Genomic DNA, 18,530 nt, shown 5'->3' on the forward strand with positions numbered 1-18,530 from the left:
CCGGCCGCATGCCGACCCCGGACCCCGCGGCCACCCGCGCGGAACCCGTACGCCGAGCCGCCGCCCACCCCCTCTACCGCGACCCCTCCGCCCCCCTCGACGCCCGGGTCCAGGACCTTCTGGCCCGTATGACCCTCCGGGAGAAGGTCGGGCAGGTCAATCAGCGGATGTACGGGTGGGACGCGTACCGCCTGTCCCCCGACGGCGGTTATGAGCTCACCGACGCCCTGTACGCCGAGACCGACCGCTTCGAGGGGCTCGGGGCCCTCTACGGGCTGATGCGGGCCGACGCCTGGTCCGGGGTCGCCCACGGCAGCGGGCCCGGAGCCGAGGACAGCGCCCCGCTCGCCGAGCTCGTGCAGCGGCACGTCGTCGAGCGCAGCAGGCTCGGCATCCCCGCCCTGTTCGTCGAGGAGGTCCCGCACGGCCACATGGCCCTCGACGGCACAGTCCTCCCCGTCAACCTGGCCGTCGGCGCCACCTGGGACCCCGCCCTGTACGAGCGCGCCGCGGCCCACGCGGCCGCCGAACTGCGCGCCCGGGGCGGCCATGTGGCCCTGGTCTCCGCGCTGGACATCTCCCGCGACCCCCGCTGGGGGCGCACCGAGGAGTGCTTCGGCGAGGACCCCCACCTCGCCGCCCGCCTCACCGAGGCTCTGGTGCGTGGCATGCAGGGCGATCCCGCCGAGTACTTCGCAGCGGACAAGGCCCCCGTCGTCCTCAAGCACTTCGCCGGCCAGGGCGCCACCGTCGGCGGCCGCAACTCCGCCGAGTCCGAGCTGGGCCACCGGGAGCTGCACGAGATCCACCTCCCCGCCGCCCGCGCGGGCGTCCGCGCCGGGGCCGCCGCCGTCATGGCCGCCTACAACGAGGTCGACGGGATGCCGTGTTCGGGCAACCGGTGGCTGCTCACCGAACTGCTCAGGGCGGACTGGGGGTTCGAGGGCCTGGTCATGGCGGACGGGCTGGCCGTCGACCGGCTCGCCCGGATCACCGGCGACCACGTCTCCGCCGGGGCCCTGGCCCTCGACTCCGGTGTCGATCTCAGCCTTTGGGACCGGGGCTTCACGCTGCTGGAGGAGGCGGTCGAGCGCGGCCTGGTGCGCGAGGAGACCCTCGACCGGGCCGTCGCCCGCGTGCTGCGCCTGAAGTTCCGGCTGAGGCTCTTCGAAAGGCCGTACACCACGGCCCGGATGCCGGCCGGGGGCGAGGAGCTGAGCAGGGAGGTCGCCCGGGCCGCCGTCACCCTGCTGCGCAACGACGGGGTGCTGCCCGTCGCCGCGAGCGTCACCCGGATCGCCGTGCTCGGCCCCCAAGCCGCCACCACCGCACACCAGTCGGGCGACTACACGGCCCCGCAACGCCCCGGCACCGGCAGCAGCGTCCTCGACGCCCTGCGCCGGCTCGCCCCCGCCGGCCTCGACGTCCGCCACGCCCCCGGCTGCTCGCTCACCGGGGCGGACCTCTCGGGCATCCCGGCCGCGATCGCCGAGGCCGCCGCGTCCGACCTCGCCGTGCTGGTGCTGGGTGGCAGCAGCGCACGGGCGCCCGAGACGGAGTTCGACGCCAACGGGGCCGCGCTCACGGTCGCGTCCGAGATGACCTGCGGTGAGGGCGTCGACCTCGCCGGGCTCCGGCTGGGGGACGCGCAGTACGCGCTGCTGGACGCCGTCGTGGCGACGGGCACACCGACCGCGGTCGTGCTGGTCCAGGGTCGCCCCCACCTCGTGCCGGACACCGCCGCAGCCCTGCTCACCGCCTGGTACCCCGGCCCCTGGGGCGGCGACGCGATCGCCGAGGTGCTGCTCGGGCTGTCGGACCCGAGGGGGCGTCTGCCGCTCTCCGTACCCCGCTCGGTGGCCCAACTGCCCGTGTACTACAACCACAAGGACACCGAGTACCGCGGTTACGCCGACGAGAGCGCCGAGCCGCGCTACTCCTTCGGGCACGGGCTGTCGTACACGAGCTTCGACTACGGCACACCGCGCACGACCGGGCGCACCGTCGAGGTCGACGTCACCAACACCGGTCGGCGCTACGGACGTTCGACGGTCCAGGTGTATCTCCGCCGACTGGTCACCGCCACCTGGCCGCGCACCCTCGAACTCTGTGCGTTCGACGGTGTCGGCCTGGAGCCGGGCGAGTGCCGCACGCTCACCCTGACCCTCCCTGAGTTCACCGGCACGGCCGAGATCAGGGTCGCGGCATCGGCCCGGGAAGCGCTCGAAGCGCCGGGTCAGAGCTTGACCGCGCCCGCCGCCACTCCCCGGTAGAACCACCGCTGGGTGATCACGAACAGCACCAGCACCGGGACGACCGAGATCACCGAGCCGGCCATCACCACCCGCTGGTCGTAGCCGAAGGACGAGCTCTGCAGCCGGGACAGGCCCAGCGTCAGCGTCATGTGGTTCTCGGAGCGCAGCACGATCAGCGGCCACAGGAAGTCGTCCCAGGCGCTGATGAAGGTGTTGATGGTGACCACCATGATCGCGCCCCAGGCGGAGGGGAGGTAGAGGTGGCGGAAGCGCTGCCACTCGTTCGCCCCGTCGAGCATCGCCGAGTCCTCGATCTCGCGCGGGACCGCGAGGAACGCGCCGCGCATCAGCAGGACGTTGATGGCGCCGACGAAGCCGGGCAGCCAGACGCCCGCCAGGTTGTCGACCAGGCCCAGGTCCCGGATGCTCAGGAACAGCGACACCATGATCGACTCGAAGGGGAACATCATGGAGGCGACCAGCACCACCCAGACCGCCTTGCGGCCCTTCCAGCCGGGCTTGGAGAGCATGTAGCCGGCCGTGGTGGAGAACACCAGCTGGCTGGTGATCGACAAGGCCACCACGATGAGGCTGTTGCGGATGTACGTCGCCACCGGGACCTGGTCGAAGACCTCGCGGTAGGCACGCAGGGTGGGATGGTGGGGCAGCAGGGAGGCGTTCGCGCCGAACACGTCCTCGCCCACGCCCTTCAGCGAGGCCAGGAACTGCCAGAGCAGCGGGCCCACCGTGATGCCCAGCACGAACAGCAACAGCAGGTAACGGACGACGAGTTCACGGGGGCGGCCGTAGTCCCGCCAGCGCGGCACAAGGCGCCGGGGCTTGTCGACGGCGGTCGTCATGCCTCGTCCTCCTTCGTCAGGCGCTGCGCCAGCAGGGTCAGGCCGAGGGTCAGTACGAACAGGGCGACGCTGACCGCGGAGCCGTAGCCGGCGTTGCCGGTGATCGGGTCCAGGCCGACGTCGCGGATGTAGAACGGCAGGGTGCGGTCGGCGCCGCCGGGGCCGCCGGTGGAACTGCCCAGCATGAAGATCTCGGTGAAGACCCGCAGACAGCCGATGCCGGTGAGCGTGCCGACCAGCATCATGGCCTGCCGCACGCCCGGCACGGTGATGTGCCAGAAGCGGCGGACCGTGCCCGCGCCGTCCATCTGCGCCGCCTCGTGCAGCTCCTTGGGGACGTTCCCGAGGGCGGCCAGGTAGAAGATCATGTACCAGCCGAGGCCCTTCCACAGTGTCAGGCCCATCGCCGACAGCAGGATCAGCCAGGAGTCCGACAGGAACGGGATGGCCGACTTGATCAAGTGGGCCTTCTGCAGCCAGGTGTTGACCAGCCCGTCGTCCGCCAGCAGCCACTGCCAGCTCAGACCCACGACCACGCTGGAGGCGAGCACGGGCGTGTAGAAGGCGGAGCGGAAGAAGCCGATGCCGGGGAGGTTCTTCTCCACCAGGACGGCCAGCATCAGCGGCAGGAAGACCATCAGCGGGACGACGATCACGGCGTACAGGACGCTGTTGCGGGTCGCCAGCCAGAAGTCCGAATCGCCCAGCATCCGGCGGTAGTTGTCCAGCCCGACGAAGCCCGCCGCGCCGCCGAGCGGCTTGGCGTCGGTGAACGACAGGATGACGGTGTTGAGGAAGGGGAAGACGCCGAAGACGACCGCGCAGCCGATCGCCGGGGCGGTCCACAGCCAGGGCAGCCACCAACGCCGGTACAGGGCCGCTCCGTTGGCGCCCGCGGCCGGGCCGGGCAGCACGGCCCTGACGACGCGCCGGGCACGGGACGGGGCCGTGCCCGGCGCGGAGGCGATGCCCTCCGCGCCGGACACGGACACCGGCTTCGCGGTCTGGGCCGCCATCATCAACCCGCCTGCTTCAGCAGCTCGTTGGCCTTGGTCTGCGCGTCCTTGACGGCCTGCGCGGGGCTCTTCTTGCCCTGCATGGCCAACTGCACCTGCCCCACGATCGCGTTCTGCACGGCCGGGGAGAGGTTGGTCTGGTTGGTGTCGGCCGTCTTGAGCTGGTCGGCGACGAGCTTGCGCGCCTGGGAGAAGGGATCACTGCCGGTCACGTTCTGGAAGAACGGGTCGTCGAGCGAGTCGGTCGTCGTCGGGAAGATGACGACGTCCGGGTCCTTGCACCAGGCCGTCTGGTTCTCGGCGTCGGTGAGGTACTCCGCGAACGACAGCGCCACCGGCGCGTGCTTGCTGGTCGCCGCGACCGATATGTACTGCGGGGCACCGGCGGAGGCGCGGCCGAGCGCGTCGTAGGGCTGCTGGCCGACGGCCGTCTTCGCGTAGACCGAGGGGCTGTTCTGCTTCACGAACCGCACGAAGCTCGGGTTCGTCGAGCCGTACGCCACCTTGCCCTGGCTGTAGAGGGTGGACGGGTCGTTGCTGGAGGACAGCGAGTCCTTCGGCATCGCGCCCTCCTTGTACAGCTTCGCCATCCAGGCCACCCACTGGGTGGTCCTCGGGTCGTCGGCGAAGACCGCGGACTTGCCGTCGGCGGACAGCGTCCTGATGTTCATCTGGTCGAAGTCGGCCGGAATGCGCCAGATCGGGTTGGCCATCGTCGCGTAGTACTTGCCCTTGGCCGCCTTGGCGATCTTCTCGTAGTCGGCGAACAGTCCGAAGATCGTCGTCGGCGGCTTCGCCGGGTCGATGCCGGCCTGGTCGAGGAGGTCCTTGTTGTACGTCAGCAGGACACCGCCGGTGTACCAGGGGAGCGTGGTGTGGATCGCCCTGCCGGAGGCGTCGTCGAAGGTGGCCGACTTCCAGAACGAGGGGACGAACGGCTTGGCGACGTCCGGGTCCTTCACACCCAGGTCCAGCAGGTAGCCGGCCTTGGTGAGGGCGGTCGCCGTCGGGGCGTTGACGTTGATGACGTCCGGCAACGTACAGGCCTGCGCGTCGGCGACCGTGCGCTGGGTGAAGGTGTTGTCGCCCGGGTCGTCGATCCACTTGACCTTGGCTCCGGGGTGGGCCTTCTCGAAGGAAGCGATCACTCCGTTGAAGAACTTCCCGAAGTCTTTCTTCAGGTTGGTCGTCTGGAAGGTGATCCGGCCCTTGACGTCACCCGTCAGCTTTCCGGACCCGACGTTGCCCTTGTCGACCTTGCAGCCCCCGGCGGTGGAGTCACCCCCGGAGGAGCCGCCGGAGAGGCCGCAGCCGGCGGCCGTCAGCGTCAGGGCGATGATTCCCGCCACGGATGCGGTGAGTCTTCCAGCGCGCATGTCCACCCTCCTGGGACCAGCCGAGGCGGCTGGTTCAATCAACCAACTTCGACTCCAATTGATGAAAAGGTGGACCAGAATTCATCGGAGGTCAATGGGTTGCCGTGTTGCGTTTGGGTTCCGGCCGTGATCAGTGGCGGTGTTCGTGGTCCGCGTGCGCGGGATCGCCGGGGTGTTCGTGCCCGGCTGCGTACACCACATCCGCCCGAGCCTGGTCGAACCAGTCGAAGAAGGCCCTCCGTCCAGCCGCGCGCCGAAGGTCGCGTTCGACGCCGTCGCGGACCTGCTCGTACGCCAGGAAGTCGGTGGGTGCGGCGCGTCCGAAGGGATCGACGCCGCGCCGCAGGGCGTCCGGGGTGAGAAAGCGGTCCGGATTGCGCTCGTAGTAGTCCCGTACGGCCGTCTCGGGCACGGTCTGCTCGGCTTCCAGCTCCGTCAGGAGCAGACGGGCGGCGGGGGAGTGGGCGAGGGCGGCGGCGACGATGCTTCCCACGTCCTCGACGGTGAGCAGGTGGGCCGGGGACACCTCGTCCGGCACGGAGAGGTTCCGTTCCTCGCAGGCTCGGCGGGCGAGTTCGTCCACGACCACCACTTGCGTGGCCCAGCGCCGTCGTTGGCGTTCCGCGGAGCCGGAGAGAGCGGCGGCAGGTTGCCGGCCGGCCGGTCCGTCGTCGTGGCTGGTCGCGCGGTTCCCCGCGCCCCTGAGGGGTGGGGAGGTGACCGTGTGCAGAAAGGCGTCCACGCGGGCCTTCGCCACCGGACTGCCGTGCACCACCGCCGCGTGGTCCGTCATGGGGTCACCTCCAGCGGGATCGCCTCGGTGTAGGCCACCCGGCCGCGGCAGGCGATCTTCGCCAGCAGCCAGTAGGAGCCCGGGGGTGTCGCGGCGCCGTCGACGTCGACGAAGACCTCCCGCCGCCCGCCCGGGGGCACTGTGAAGCCCTGGCAGGCCGGGGTGACGCCGGCCCAGGTGCCCCACGAGGAGACCGCCCACACGGTGCCGTCGACCGGACCGCGGGTGGGGTTGTGCAGGGTCACCGGGACGCGGGCGCGTTCGTCCCGGGCGACGGTCAGGCGGTCGACTCCCAGCCCGGTGACCAGAGGTGGGCCCGGTGGCGCACCAGGGACGTCGAGGGAGGCCACGTCCTCGTACGTCTGGCCCTCGTACGTCAGGCGGGCGGTCAGCCAGTGGCGGCCGGGGGCGGCGTCGGGCGGGGGTGTCACCGTGACCTCGGTGAGGGTGAAACCGCCCGGGGCCAGGCCGTAGGGCAGTTCGGCGGGCTCGGCGGACCAGCCGGGCGGGACGCCGACCGACACGGTGCCGTAGACGGGCGCGTCGGTCAGCTCCGAGGCGACACGGACCGTCGCGGTGACCGGCCGGCCGCCGGGGGCGGTGAGTGAGCCGGGCGAGAGGTAGACGGTGACCGGCATGTTGCCGCGGGGCGCCGGGCCGGAGTTGTGCAGCCAGTAGCGGGTGGCGACCGGCTGGGCCGGTTCGTGGGCGGCGATTCCCGGGTCGTAGGGGGATCTCGCGGTCTCGGGCGGTGTGGCCAGCACCGTCGCCACCTCGAAGCCGGTCAGGCCCAGGCCCAGCGCCCCCTGCCCGTCCGGCGCGAGCGCCTCACCGGGGGTCTCCAGCACGTCCGCCCGGGCGCCGCGCACCCACTCCCTGGGCCCGTGCACCCGCGCCCGCACCGGACGCCCGTTCACCTCGTGCATCCGTACGACGACCCCGCGCCCGGGATCGACCGGTGCCACGCTTCCCCGGGCGAGCGGCGAGCCGGCCGGCTTGAGTGCGTCGAGCAGCACCTCGCCCGCCGGTTCCAGGGCCAGCAGGACCGACTCGCGCGGCAACGAGCCGCCGTCCGCCGTCCCCCGCACCCGGGCGGTCAGCGGATGGTTGAACTCATGGCCCAGGCACGGCAGTTGCTGCTGCCGCCAGTCGCCCTCGCCCGCGACGACCGCGTACTCGAAGGTGTGGGACCAGCGTTGGAGCTGGAAGCCCGAGCCGTCGGGGGCCGTGCGGCGCGGCGGATCGACCCAGACGCCCGACGGCCAGCCGGTGCAGGAGCGCATCAGCGACATGTGGAGATCGCCCGAGGAGGTGATCACACAGCCGGGCGTGCCCCGGTTGAGCACCGCGAAGCCGCGCCCGTCCCAGGCGTCGCCCGGCGGCAGTGCCTCGCCGCCGCCCGCCGCCGTCGCCGTCACGACCGCGTCGTCCAGGTCGGCGACCAGCGCGTCCACCGCCTTCGCGTCCCCGGCCGCGTCGGCGCCCGCGATCACCAGCAGCGGAAGCCGCTCCAGGTCCCGCAGATCGGCCCCGGGCACCCACTCCTCGCGCAGCCCGGCACGCGGCGCGACCCACACGACGGCCACCCCGCCCTCGGCCACCTGCCGCCGCAGTTCGCGCCCGGCCGCCGGATCCCAGGCCAGCGCCTCGGCCACCACGGAGTTGCGCTCCGGGTCGCCGACGGCGATCCGGATGTCCGGCAGGTTGGAGTCGACTTCCAGGTCGCCGTAACGGGGACCGCCGGCGATCGTCGAGGTCGCCGTGACCCCGGCGCGGACCAGCGCGGCGGCGAGCGGGGCGCCCAGCTCGCCGGCCTCCTCCCAGGAGGCGTACACCAGCTCGGCGACCCCGATCGACCGCCGGCCCGCCACCATCCCCGTCTCGTCCCGCAGCTCCACCCTGGCCGTGGAGCCGAGCCCGAACCAGGTGTTGGCCGGGTTGTCCAGCGTCCACGGGAACCGCTCGCTGTCCACGTCCACGAACCCGAAGCCCCGCCCGATCACCGCGTCCGCCACCTCGTGCACCGGCAGCCCGCCCTGCACGTCGGAGGGCCAGCGGACGCGGATCAGCCGGTCGGCGCCGTCGTAGCCGTCGATCATGGTGGTCACGTCGAGGCGCGGGACGCCGGTCCAGAGCGTCAGGCGCTGCGTGTACCGGAAGAGGCCGAGGTCGGCGCGGACGGTGATGCGCGAGCCGGCCGGGGAGTGTTCGACATCGATGTCCGCGCGCACGTCCCGGCTCCGGGCGGCCGTGGTGCCGGTCGGGGTGAGGTGCCAGGGGCCCTCGCCGAAGCGCGGGTGTCTCGGGTACTCCTCCTGGACGACCAGCTCGTTGCCGATGTCCCCGGCGCGCAGCAGCTCCCGGCCGCCCTCGGCGAGCGCGCGCAGACTGCTGACGCCGCCGCCGCGCGCGGGGTCGACCGTCACCTCGTAGAACGCGTTGCGGATGGTCGTGCCCCCGCCGAGCGTCCACTCGGGGACGGAATCGTCGGTGAGAGGGAGGGCTTTGTAGCCCATGCCCGGCAAGTCCTGTACCACGACATGCAGTTGGCCGTTCTCGCGGACCGCGGGCAGGCCGACGGGGGCGAGCCCCGGGTCGTCGATCGTCAGCACGTCCCCGCGGGTCCACGTCGAGGGGTTGAAGACGACCAGATCGCGTCCGTCGCCGGGCGTGACGTGGTCGGCGAGGGCCTGGGTCGCGTCGGCGTGGACCAGCCGGGCCAGGTCGTACAGTTCGCGCCAGCCGGTCATCAGGTCGATGTAGACCTGGTCCGACTCGGAGCCGGTGACGGCGTCGTGGTGGGCGCCGTAGATCAGTTGCCGCCAGGCCTTGTCGAGGGCGGCGTCCGGGTAGGGCCGGCCGGTGACGAGGGAGGCGAGGGTCGCCCAGGCCTCCGCGTCGGCCAGCAGCGTCTCGCCGTACCGCTGGGCCTGCTTGGTGTCGATGTAGGAGACGTCCTTGCCGGTGTAGACCGGGTTCATGTCGCGCGTCTGGGGCGAGGCCTTGCGGCCCTCGGCGTCGAGTTCGGCGCGGACGGCGGCGAAGAAGTCGCGCGGGGTGCCGCTGACGAACCGGGGCCAGAGGTAACGGGCGTTCCAGTCCCGGTGGATGTCCATCACCCAGCGGCACGGGGGCGCGTAGTCACCGCCGACCGGGAGCAGGACGTTGCGGGTGAGGGCGACCGACCTCAAGCCCCGGAACAGCTTGAGGGCGGCCGCCTCCGCCGCCGGCAGGGAAGGGGCGTTGTCGATCGCCCAGCCGGCGCCGTAGTGGTTGACCATGTAGGCGGTCAGAAGTCCCCGTCCGGACGGGGCGATCCAGCTGAACTCGGCCGGGAACTGCATCCGCCCGGGATCGCGCGGCTCCTCGCCGAACACCGACAGGGCCGGCCCCCACTGGTGGAACGGGCCGCGCGCCCAGGAGCTGGAGCCGATCCCCGCGTCCGCCATCAGCCCGGGGAACTGCGGATCGTGCCCGAACGCGTCCAACTGCCAGGCCGTTTCCGGGGATCCGCCCATGATCCCGCGCTGGAACCCGTCGCCGTACAGCGCGTTGCGCACGGTCGCCTCGGCGCCGGTGAGGTTGGTGTTCGGCTCGTTGTAGGTGCCGCCCATGATCTCCACGCGGCCGGTGCGCATCAGCTCGCGCAGGAAGGCGCGCTCCTCCGGGAAGGCGTCCCAGTACGGCTTGAGATAGTCGACCTCCGCCAGCACGAAGGTGTACGCCGGGTCGCGCCGGGCCAGGTCGCAGTGGGCGCGCACCAGGCTCATCCCGGACTGGCCGCGCGAGTCGAAGGTGCGGGCGGGCAGTCCGGTGACGGCGGGCTCGTCGGCGACGTCCCAGGTCTCGGTGTAGGCACCCTGGGTGTTCCACCACACCGGGTCGTAGTGGAAGTGGCTGACCATGAACATGGTCCAGCCGGGCTCGGCGGTCGTGAACGCGAAGGTGTGCCGGGCCACTTGGTCGCCGTCGACGGTGGTGAGCGTGACCTCGCGCCGGTCGCCGGGCACCGGTCCGTCGACGGTCACGGGTATCTCCGCGCGTACGGTTCCGTCGTCGCCGGCGTCGGCGACCGCGTCACCGGTGACGCCCGCGCCCTCGACGGTCAGCAGTACCGTCCGTCCGGGGGAGTGCTCGATCTCGACGGCCACCACCTGCTGCGGATGCTCGGCGGTGCCGACGAACAGCTCGGTCGACTCGGCAGCGGTGACGCGCATGGGTCTCCTACCAGGATGCTCGGCGGAGCCCCATCCTGGCACCGTGGGGATGATTCAAACAACCATCCGCACGTTTTCTCGGTGGTTCATCCATACAGATCCGCCCACCGCCGGCCGACGCGGCAGGGATCCGCTCATCTCGTCCGGCGGGACTTCACCGCGTGCTGCGGGGTGATGTGGTCGGTCAGGGCGAGCGAGGCGCTGGCGCGCTGGTAGGAGAGCTGGCCGACTCGGACGTAGAGACAGTCGACGATCATCAGGACGGAGTGGCGGCCGCCGATGCTGCCGGTGCGGAAGCTGGTCTCGGAGGTGGCCGAGATCAGCCGGATGTCGGCGGCCCGGGCCAGCGGCGAGCGCGGATCGGTGGTGATCGCGATCGTGGTGGCGCCCCGCTCCCTGGCCATCTCGAGCGGCTCGAGCGTCTCGCGCGTCGCGCCGGAGTGGGAGATCCCTATGGCCACGTCCGCCGGGGTGAGCAGGGCCGCGGAGGTGGCCGCGCCGTGCACCTCCGTCCAGCCGCGGACCTGGCAGCCGATGCGGAACAGCCGCGTCTCCGTCTCCTGCGCCACCGCGCCGCTGCCGCCGACGCCGTACACGTCGATACGGCGCGCCCTGGCCAGCGCCTGGGCCGCGCGCTCCAGCGCGTCGAGGTCGATGCGGTCGATGGTCTGCTGGATCGCGCGCAGATCCGCGCTGCCGACGACCTGGACCACCCGCTCCAGGCTGTCCTCGGGCGAGATGTCGGTGTCGATCTCCGTCGAGCCCCAGGCGGAGACCTCGCCGCGGCCGCGTTCCTGGGCCAGCTCGATCAGCAGATGCTGGTAGGAGTCGAGGCCGATGGCCCGGCAGAACCGGGTCACCGTCGCCTGGGAGGTGCCGGTGCGGCGGCCGAGTTCCGCGGCCGAGCAGTGGGTCACGGCCGCCGGATCCTCCAGGATCAGCTCGCCGACCTTCCGCAGGGAGCCGGCCAGGCGGGGCAGCTCGGTCCTGATCAGTGTGGTGACGTCCGTGGAGGGCATGCAGAGAAGGTACCAGCCACCCTTAGGGGCACGGATTGAATACCAGGACCACAAAGAAGAGCGGTGTTCATCCATTGCTCGAAGCCATTGCTCGCTGCATGAGCCATGTGATTTATTGATTCACCTGTGACGGTGTACGGGGTGGTTCAATCCACCAGTGGGGAGTGTCGCGTGTCCGACGAGTCCGTGAGCGCCGAGGGCTTCGCGCGGGAGAGCCTGACCGTCCTGCGGGACCTCACCGAGTCCGCGCGCGAGGAGGTCGTACGCGCCGCCGAGCTGATCGCCGACTGCGTGCGCTCCGACGGGGTGATCCAGGCCTTCGGCACCGGCCACTCCCAGGCGATCGTCCTCGAACTCGCGGGCCGCGCGGGCGGCTTGGTGCCGACCAACCGGCTGAGCATCGCCGACCTGGTGCTGTACGGCGGTGACGGTCCCGGCGTCCTCGACGATCCGCTGCTGGAGCGGCAGGAGGGTGTCGCCGAGCGCATCTACCGGCTCGCCGAGCCCCGCCTCCAGGACCTGTTCGTGATCATCTCCAACTCGGGCGTCAACAACGTGATCGTGGAGACGGCCCTGCTGGCCAAGGAGCGGGGGCACCGGCTGCTGGCCATCACCTCCCTCACCCATACCCGGGCGGTGCCCGCGGGGCATCCCAGCGGCAAGAAGCTCGCCGACCTGGCCGACGTCGTCCTCGACAACCGGGCTCCCCGGGGGGACGCGCTGCTGGAGCTTCCGGGCGGGGGCGCGGTGTGCGCGCTGTCCACGCTGACCGGCGTGATGCTGGTCCAGATGGCGGTGGCGGAGGCGTCGAAGCTGCTCCTGGACGCGGGGGAGCGGCCGCCGGTCTACGTCTCCGCCAATGTGCCCGGCGGCTTCGAGGGCAACCTGGAACTGGAGAAGCGGTACGCCGGGCGGATCCGGCGCACCGCCAGTTGACTGCGTCGGCAGTGCGGGCACGAAGCCGCGGGCCGGTGGGGGCTGGTCGCGCGGTCCTCGCGCCCCTGGGGGTGACGGACGGCACGGTGATCTGGACGGAACAGCCGCTGCCCGGGCCTCACCACCACGTCAGCAGCAGGTGATTGACGAGCAGCGCCAGGACCGCCTGCGCGGTCAGCCAGGCCCGCGGACGCGGCAGGAGCGCGCACGCCGGGAGCAGCCACACCGCGAACGGCAGCCAGATCCGTTCCGTCTCCGCCTTGCTCATGCCGGAGACGTCGGCGACGAGCAGGGCGAGGAGAGCGGCGGCCGTCAGAACGGCCGGCCGCAGGGCGGGAGTCGGGGCGCGCTCGACCAGGGTCGCCCCGGCGCGCCGCAGGGCGGCCGCCGTCGCCGGGCCCACGACGAACACCGTGCAGGCGAGGTTCGCCCACACCCAGTAGGTGTACGGCCGTACACCGCCCGCTCCTTGGTAGTAGCGGGTGACCAACAGGCGGTAGGCCTCCCACCAGTCGAAGCCGAGCGCGGTGAACACCGCCGGGACGACCGCCAGTCCGGCGATGAGGAAGGGGAGCGGGCGGGCACGGCGGGAGCCCAGGAGCAGGACGGCGGCGACGACGAGGGCGAGGAGCGTCAGGCCGTAGGAGAGGTAGGCGGTCAGTCCGAGCAGGAGGCCGGCGGCGAAGCCCGTCGTCCGTGGGCGGCGCCCCGTCACCGCGAGCGCCAGCAGCGCGACCGCCCAGGCGGAGACCCCCGTGAAGTAGCCGTCCGCCGAGGTCCCGACCCACACCGCGCCCGGCATCAGCACCAGGAACGGCGCGGCACGACGGGCCAGGTGCTCGTCGGCCAGCGCCCGTACGGCGACCAGGACCGCGGCCGCCGCTGTCGTACCGACGGTGATGACGAAGGCGCCCGCCCAGCCGCCCCCGCTCAGCCCGATCCGGTCGAGCAGGACGAAGGTGACGGTCGCGCCCGCCGGATGCCCGGCCACATGGGCGGGCCAGTTGTCGGGACTGCCGATCAGGATGTGCCGGGTGAAGTCCCGCAGGGTGTCGGGGATGTCGTGGAAGCGGCCGATGACCTGGAGGTACTCGTTCCTCGTGGTGAGCCGTCGGGCGACGCCCCGGTCCCAGCCGTCGACCAGCGCGAGGGACCACGTCCAGGCCATGGCCCCGCCCCAGGCCGTCAGCAGCAGCGGGCGCCAGGGCAGCCGTGCGGCGAGGGCGGGGCCGTACGCCACCACGGCGACCGCCACCGCGATCGCCGCCGGGGTGCCGGGGCCGAGGTGCGGGTCCCAGACCGCCAGCAGCGGAGGCCAGCCGACGCGCAGTGAGCCGTCACGGTGCTGGATGCCGGTGCCGACGACCGCGGCCACGACCACGAGCACGGCGGCGGCCGAGGCGGCGTACAGGTCTCGCTTCAGGTCGCGGTTCACGCTCGACACGCTAGGCCGGGGAGTGGCGCCCGGAGCTCTGACGTGCGCGGACGTCAGAATTTCGTCATGGTTCGCATCGCCGCTCCGGGGCCGGTACGGACCTACGGTCGGGGCATGGCACGGTCACCCTTCTCACCCGCCTTCTGGCGCAGCCCCTTGCGCGGCCCCTGGCTCACCTCGGTGCTGGGCCTCGTCCTGCTCGGCGGCATCACGGTGCTGTTCGTGACGGGACTGCTGTCGTACGCCGCCTACAACCCGGACCTGTCGCCGGTGAACGACAAGACACCCGGCAAGGGCCTCCTCGGCTTCTACCTCTTCGCCTGGCCGACCGACCCGCACTGGCTGTACCGCCTCACTCAGGGCGTCCACGTCACGCTCGGCATCACCCTGATCCCGGTGCTCCTGGCCAAGCTGTGGTCGGTCGTGCCGAAGCTCTTCACGCTGCCGCCGGCCCGTTCCGTGTCCCACGCGCTGGAGCGGATCTCGCTGCTCCTGCTCGTCGGGGGCGGCCTGTTCGAGTTCGTCACCGGCGTGCTCAACGTCCAGCTCGACTACCTCTTCCCCGGCTCCTTCTACCCCCTGCACTTCTACGGCGCCTGGATCTTCTTCGCCGCGTTCGCCGCACACGCCGTGCTCAAGACACCGGCTGCCCTGCGCAACCTGCGTCAACTGAAGCAGGAGCACAGCGAGTTGACGTCTGAGGCGCCCGACGCGCCGACCGTCACCCGCAGGGGCGCACTGGGGCTGGTCGGGGGCGGCTCGCTGCTGCTCCTCGCCACGACCGTCGGGCAGGATTTCGACGGACTGCGCTGGACGGCGCTCTTCGCCCCCCACGGCCGCCGCGACCCCGGCACCGGCCCCGGCGGCTTCCAGATCAACAAGACCGCCGCGTACGCCGGCATCCACCCGGCCGAGACCACCGAGGAGGCGTGGCGGCTGGTGGTGACGGGACGCACGGGCACCGTCCGCCTGAGCCGTGCCGAACTCCTCCGACTCCCCCTGCACAGTGCCGCGTTGCCCATCGCCTGCGTGGAGGGCTGGTCCACCTCCGACCAGTGGTGGCGGGGCGTACGGTTGCGGGACCTCGCGGCGCTCGTCGGGTACGACACCGATCCGCCCGACGTGTTCGTGGAGTCGCTGCAACGGCACGGCTCCTTCCGGCGGGCCGCCCTGCGGGCCAACCAGGTCGCCGACCCGCGTTCCCTGCTCGCCCTGTTCGTGAACGGCGAGGACCTGACCCCCGACCACGGCCACCCCGCGCGGATCATCGTGCCCGCGGCACCCGGTGTGCTCAACACCAAGTGGGTGGCCCGGCTGACCTTCGGAGACCTGTGATGCGCCCGCGGATCGTCATCGGCAGCCCGCTGCAACTCCTGCTGCTCGCCTGCACGTTCGCGCTCGCCGCCTACGCGGGGCTGCGCCTGCTCGACGGGGACTGGTTCGGGATCGCGCTGTGGATGGCGGGCGCGGCCCTCCTGCACGACCTGGTGCTGCTGCCGCTGTACGCGGCGGCGGACCGGGCGCTGATCGGGGTGGCGGGCCGGGAACGGGTCATGTACGTCCGGGTGCCGGCCGCGCTCTCCCTGCTCCTCCTGCTCGTGTGGTTCCCGCTGATCGCCGGACAGGTGGCGGCGCGCTACACCGCCGCCACCGGGCTGTCCGCCGACGGCTACCTCGCCCGCTGGCTGCTGGTGACCGCCGCGCTCTTCGGCGGCTCGGCGCTGCTGTTCGTGCTGCGCCGGGCGCGTCGGCCGCGCTGGGCGCGGGGGCTGCGCAGGGCGACGAAGGAGCGTCCGCCGGTCGTCCACTGAGCGCGGGCCCGCCAGCGGGGTGCGTGCCGCAGCAGGGCCGTCGTGCCGAGCCGGGCCCAGGGGAAGGGGGTGCCGGTGGCTCCTCGGGCATCGGTGACGTGCACGAGGACGCGTTCGTCGACGTGCGGGTCCGTGACCGTCTCGACGATCAACAGGCCGGCAGAGGTGAGGAGTTGGGTCATCCTGTCGAGCAGGGCGCGCGGGTCGCCGCCGATACCGATGTTGCCGTCGATCAGCAGGGCCGTGCCCCAGCGGCCCTCGGCGGGGAGCTCGTCGAAGACGCTGCGGTGCAGGGCCCGGCCACCGAGGGTTCTGGTGCGGCGGACGGCCTCGGCGCTCACGTCGATGCCGAGGGCGGGGTGGCCGCGGGTGGCCAGGGCCGCGACGAGGCGGCCGGGGCCGCAGCCGACGTCCAGGACCGTGCCCTCGCAGTGGCGCAGTACGTCCAGGTCGGCGGCGTCGGCTTCGGCACACCAGCGTTCCACGTCCAGGGGGAGGAGCCAGCCGTCGGGGCGGCGGAGGAAGAGGGGGCCCCGGCCGGTGTGGAGAGCGTGGGTGTAGGGGTCGGTGGACCAGGGATGGGTGTCGAGAGTTGTGGGTGCGGTTGTCGTCATGTGGCTGCGGGTTCGGTGTGGTTGATCGCGCCCCGCGGCAAAGCCGCACATTGATACAGCCCCGCGCCCCCTTGGGGCGCGTTCAGTTCCGCGAATTTATGTGCGAACCGGCTGTTCGGGGCCTGCTTGGCGACCAACCTCGCGTCCTGCGCCGTGTCCACGTCCCGCAGCGGCGGTAGGTCCCGGACACGCAGGCCCGCCAGTCTTGCCCTCTGGGCCGCGCCCGTGTGCGGAGTCGACATGGGAACGCCCCGGAGAAGCCGGGGATCCGGAACCGCCAGGCCCAGGGCCCAGAAGCCGCCGTCCTCCGCCGGGCCGAAGTACCCGTCGCAGTCGGTCCAGTCGAGGGTCAGAAGGGGCGGGGTCACCTGGGGGGTGTCCATGCCGATGAGGAGGGTCGGGCCGGTGCAGTGGGCGAAGGCGGCGGCCAGGCGTTCGTCGAGGGTGCCCGCGCACTGCCGTACGACCTCGAAGCCGGGCGGCAGCCAGGGGCCGGGTTCGCCCTCCAGGGCCAGGACGCGGCGGTGGGCCGGGGTGCGGGCGACCGTGTGCAGGGTGTCCGCCAGGGACGCCTCGGCCAGCGCGGCGGCCTGCCGCGGGGTGAACGGCGGTGTCAGGCGGGTCTTCACCCGGCCGGGGCGGGGTTCCTTGGCGATGACGAGGAGGGTGGTCACGCGCCGGCCTCCTTCTCGGCCAGGACGCGGCTCATGTCCCGGACCGCCTGCCAGGTGCCGCGCCAGGTGCCCGTGACCTTCGAGGCGCCCGTGCGGGGGCGGTACGGGACGTCGTACTCGGCGATCCGCCAGCCCGCGTCGGCGGCGCGGACGACCATCTGGAGCGGGTAGCCGCTGCGCCGGTCGGAGAGGCCCAGGGCGAGCAGCGGCTCGCGGCGGGCGGCGCGCAGCGGGCCGAGGTCGCGCAGGCGCAGGCCGGTGCGGCGGCGCAGGAGGCGGGCGAGGGCGAGGTTGCCGGCGCGGGCGTGCGGTGGCCACGCGCCCCGGGTCTGCGGGCGGCGGCGGCCGAGCACCAGGTCCGCCTCGCCGGTCAGGATGCGATGGGTGAAGGGCACCAGGTCGGCCGGGTCGAGGGAGGCGTCGCAGTCGCAGAAGCAGACGAGGTCGGCGGTGGCCGCCAGCAGGCCCGCGTGGCAGGCGGCGCCGAAACCGCGCCGCCGCTCGGACACGACGGTCGCGCCGAGGGACCGGGCGAGGTCGGCCGAGCCGTCGGTCGATCCGTTGTCCACGACCAGCGCGCGCCAGCCGGGCGGGATGCGGCGCAGCACCCATGGCAGGGCCTCGGATTCGTCGAGACAGGGGAGGACGACGTCCACGGACGCCGCGAGCTGTTCTCTTTCGTCGGAAGGGGTCGTCACCCGTCTCACCCTACGGACGCAAAACCGGCGAAACGGATGGCGGCTCCTTACGAAACTCGGACGTCGGAAGCCGAGGAGCCCGCTCGCGCGCGCGGGGTGCGAGGCTGGCTCCATGGAGCAGCAGCAGGGTGGACGGGCCGGGGCCAGGGTGCTCGTCGTGGACGACGATCCCACCGTGGCCGAGGTCGTCACCGGGTATCTCGACCGGGCCGGATACGTCGTCGACCGGGCCGGCGACGGCCCCGACGCGCTCGCGCGGGCCGCCGCGCACTGGCCGGACCTCGTGGTCCTCGACCTGATGCTGCCCGGCATGGACGGCCTTGAGGTGTGCCGGCGGATGCGCGGCCACGGGCCCGTGCCGGTCATCATGCTCACCGCGCGCGGCGACGAGGACGACCGCATCCTCGGCCTGGAGGTCGGCGCCGACGACTACGTCACCAAGCCCTTCAGCCCCCGCGAACTCGTCCTGCGCGTCGAGTCGGTCCTGCGCCGCACCCGGCCCGCCCAGCCGGCCGGCCTGCTGCGCGCGGGCGGGCTCTCGGTGGACCCCGGGGCCCGGCGCGCGCTCAAGGGCGGCGCCGAACTCGCCCTCACCATCCGCGAGTTCGACCTGCTCGCGTTCTTCCTGCGCCATCCCGGCCGGGTCTTCAGCCGGGAGGACCTGATGCGCGAGGTGTGGGGCTGGGACTTCGGCGACCTGTCGACCGTCACCGTCCATGTGCGGCGGCTGCGCGGCAAGGTCGAGGACGATCCGGCCCGGCCCCGGTTGATCCAGACCGTGTGGGGCGTCGGCTACCGCTTCGACGCCTCGGACCAGGGGGCCTGA

Annotated in this window: 14 protein-coding genes and 1 pseudogene; 5 read left to right on the top strand and 10 right to left on the bottom strand. The window is 72.4% G+C overall.

Annotated elements, in window-relative coordinates; translation table 11 throughout:
• The first annotated feature begins 8 nt into the window (after window positions 1-8).
• Window positions 9-2,273, top strand: a complete 2,265-nt coding sequence (locus tag ABZ453_RS19445; protein WP_359016170.1) for a glycoside hydrolase family 3 N-terminal domain-containing protein — start codon at window positions 9-11, stop codon at window positions 2,271-2,273.
• Here the strand turns inward: ABZ453_RS19445 and ABZ453_RS19450 are convergent.
• The 6 genes from ABZ453_RS19450 to ABZ453_RS19475 form a co-directional block, all read right to left on the bottom strand.
• Window positions 2,237-3,115, bottom strand: coding sequence for a carbohydrate ABC transporter permease (locus ABZ453_RS19450; RefSeq protein ID WP_133041562.1), 879 nt, complete (start codon window positions 3,113-3,115; stop codon window positions 2,237-2,239). The two genes, ABZ453_RS19445 and ABZ453_RS19450, sit on opposite strands and share 37 nt — an antisense overlap.
• On the bottom strand, window positions 3,112-4,131 hold the full coding sequence (locus tag ABZ453_RS19455) for a sugar ABC transporter permease (RefSeq protein WP_359016225.1): 1,020 nt from the start codon (window positions 4,129-4,131) through the stop codon (window positions 3,112-3,114). Before ABZ453_RS19455 ends, ABZ453_RS19450 begins: the two co-directional genes overlap by 4 nt.
• A 2-nt stretch (window positions 4,132-4,133) precedes the next feature.
• A complete protein-coding gene (locus ABZ453_RS19460) occupies window positions 4,134-5,507 on the bottom strand; it encodes an extracellular solute-binding protein (protein ID WP_359016171.1) in 1,374 nt (457 codons plus the stop codon).
• Window positions 5,508-5,637: 130 nt separating this feature from the next.
• A complete protein-coding gene (locus ABZ453_RS19465; protein ID WP_359016172.1) occupies window positions 5,638-6,300 on the bottom strand; it encodes a peptidyl-prolyl cis-trans isomerase in 663 nt (220 codons plus the stop codon).
• Window positions 6,297-10,517, bottom strand: coding sequence for an NEW3 domain-containing protein (locus ABZ453_RS19470; RefSeq protein WP_359016173.1), 4,221 nt, complete (start codon window positions 10,515-10,517; stop codon window positions 6,297-6,299). The genes ABZ453_RS19465 and ABZ453_RS19470 overlap by 4 nt, the downstream gene beginning before the upstream one ends.
• Before the next feature lie 134 nt (window positions 10,518-10,651).
• Entirely contained in the window at window positions 10,652-11,536 is an 885-nt protein-coding gene (locus ABZ453_RS19475) for a MurR/RpiR family transcriptional regulator (RefSeq protein ID WP_359016174.1), read from the bottom strand.
• A 171-nt stretch (window positions 11,537-11,707) separates the two neighbouring features.
• Between ABZ453_RS19475 and ABZ453_RS19480 the strand changes: the two genes are divergently transcribed.
• Entirely contained in the window at window positions 11,708-12,472 is a 765-nt protein-coding gene (locus ABZ453_RS19480; protein ID WP_359016175.1) for an SIS domain-containing protein, read from the top strand.
• Window positions 12,473-12,590: 118 nt separating this feature from the next.
• On the opposite strand, the gene ABZ453_RS19485 is transcribed toward ABZ453_RS19480, so the two are convergent.
• Window positions 12,591-13,907 (bottom strand): hypothetical protein, encoded by a 1,317-nt coding sequence (locus ABZ453_RS19485; protein ID WP_359016176.1) that lies wholly within the window; start codon window positions 13,905-13,907, stop codon window positions 12,591-12,593.
• A 114-nt stretch (window positions 13,908-14,021) separates the two neighbouring features.
• Between ABZ453_RS19485 and ABZ453_RS19490 the strand changes: the two genes are divergently transcribed.
• Window positions 14,022-15,242: a molybdopterin-dependent oxidoreductase gene (locus ABZ453_RS19490; protein ID WP_359016177.1), complete on the top strand. Its 1,221-nt coding sequence runs from the start codon at window positions 14,022-14,024 to the stop codon at window positions 15,240-15,242.
• A pseudogene (locus ABZ453_RS19495) lies at window positions 15,242-15,646 on the top strand (hypothetical protein); the annotation flags it as partial. The gene ABZ453_RS19490 and the pseudogene ABZ453_RS19495, both read left to right, overlap by 1 nt.
• On the opposite strand, the gene ABZ453_RS19500 reads toward ABZ453_RS19495, so the two are convergent.
• From ABZ453_RS19500 to ABZ453_RS19510, 3 genes are read right to left on the bottom strand one after another with little or no spacing between them, the layout of a single operon-like run.
• Window positions 15,577-16,332: a class I SAM-dependent methyltransferase gene (locus ABZ453_RS19500; RefSeq protein ID WP_359016178.1), complete on the bottom strand. Its 756-nt coding sequence runs from the start codon at window positions 16,330-16,332 to the stop codon at window positions 15,577-15,579. The pseudogene ABZ453_RS19495 and the gene ABZ453_RS19500 sit on opposite strands and share 70 nt — an antisense overlap.
• On the bottom strand, window positions 16,329-17,006 hold the full coding sequence (locus ABZ453_RS19505) for a DUF2064 domain-containing protein (RefSeq protein ID WP_359016179.1): 678 nt from the start codon (window positions 17,004-17,006) through the stop codon (window positions 16,329-16,331). Before ABZ453_RS19505 ends, ABZ453_RS19500 begins: the two co-directional genes overlap by 4 nt.
• Entirely contained in the window at window positions 17,003-17,713 is a 711-nt protein-coding gene (locus ABZ453_RS19510; RefSeq protein ID WP_359016180.1) for a glycosyltransferase family 2 protein, read from the bottom strand. The genes ABZ453_RS19505 and ABZ453_RS19510 overlap by 4 nt, the downstream gene beginning before the upstream one ends.
• Window positions 17,714-17,816: 103 nt before the next feature.
• Here ABZ453_RS19510 and ABZ453_RS19515 point away from each other — a divergent pair, with 103 nt between their 5' ends.
• Window positions 17,817-18,530, top strand: a complete 714-nt coding sequence (locus tag ABZ453_RS19515) for a response regulator transcription factor (protein ID WP_359016181.1) — start codon at window positions 17,817-17,819, stop codon at window positions 18,528-18,530.

It is taken from the genome of Streptomyces sp. NPDC005799, assembly GCF_040630525.1.
In the GTDB taxonomy this organism is placed as follows: domain Bacteria; phylum Actinomycetota; class Actinomycetes; order Streptomycetales; family Streptomycetaceae; genus Streptomyces; species Streptomyces griseorubiginosus_B.

Coding starts and splice junctions, on each gene's coding strand:
- ABZ453_RS19475 (WP_359016174.1), bottom strand. CDS start 11,536: ATGCCCTCCACGGACGTCACCACACTGATCAGGACCGAGCTGCCCCGC.
- ABZ453_RS19465 (WP_359016172.1), bottom strand. CDS start 6,300: ATGACGGACCACGCGGCGGTGGTGCACGGCAGTCCGGTGGCGAAGGCC.
- ABZ453_RS19460 (WP_359016171.1), bottom strand. CDS start 5,507: ATGCGCGCTGGAAGACTCACCGCATCCGTGGCGGGAATCATCGCCCTG.
- ABZ453_RS19455 (WP_359016225.1), bottom strand. CDS start 4,131: ATGGCGGCCCAGACCGCGAAGCCGGTGTCCGTGTCCGGCGCGGAGGGC.
- ABZ453_RS19445 (WP_359016170.1), top strand. CDS start 9: ATGCCGACCCCGGACCCCGCGGCCACCCGCGCGGAACCCGTACGCCGA.
- ABZ453_RS19450 (WP_133041562.1), bottom strand. CDS start 3,115: ATGACGACCGCCGTCGACAAGCCCCGGCGCCTTGTGCCGCGCTGGCGG.
- ABZ453_RS19470 (WP_359016173.1), bottom strand. CDS start 10,517: ATGCGCGTCACCGCTGCCGAGTCGACCGAGCTGTTCGTCGGCACCGCC.
- ABZ453_RS19515 (WP_359016181.1), top strand. CDS start 17,817: ATGGAGCAGCAGCAGGGTGGACGGGCCGGGGCCAGGGTGCTCGTCGTG.
- ABZ453_RS19500 (WP_359016178.1), bottom strand. CDS start 16,332: ATGACGACAACCGCACCCACAACTCTCGACACCCATCCCTGGTCCACC.
- ABZ453_RS19490 (WP_359016177.1), top strand. CDS start 14,022: ATGGCACGGTCACCCTTCTCACCCGCCTTCTGGCGCAGCCCCTTGCGC.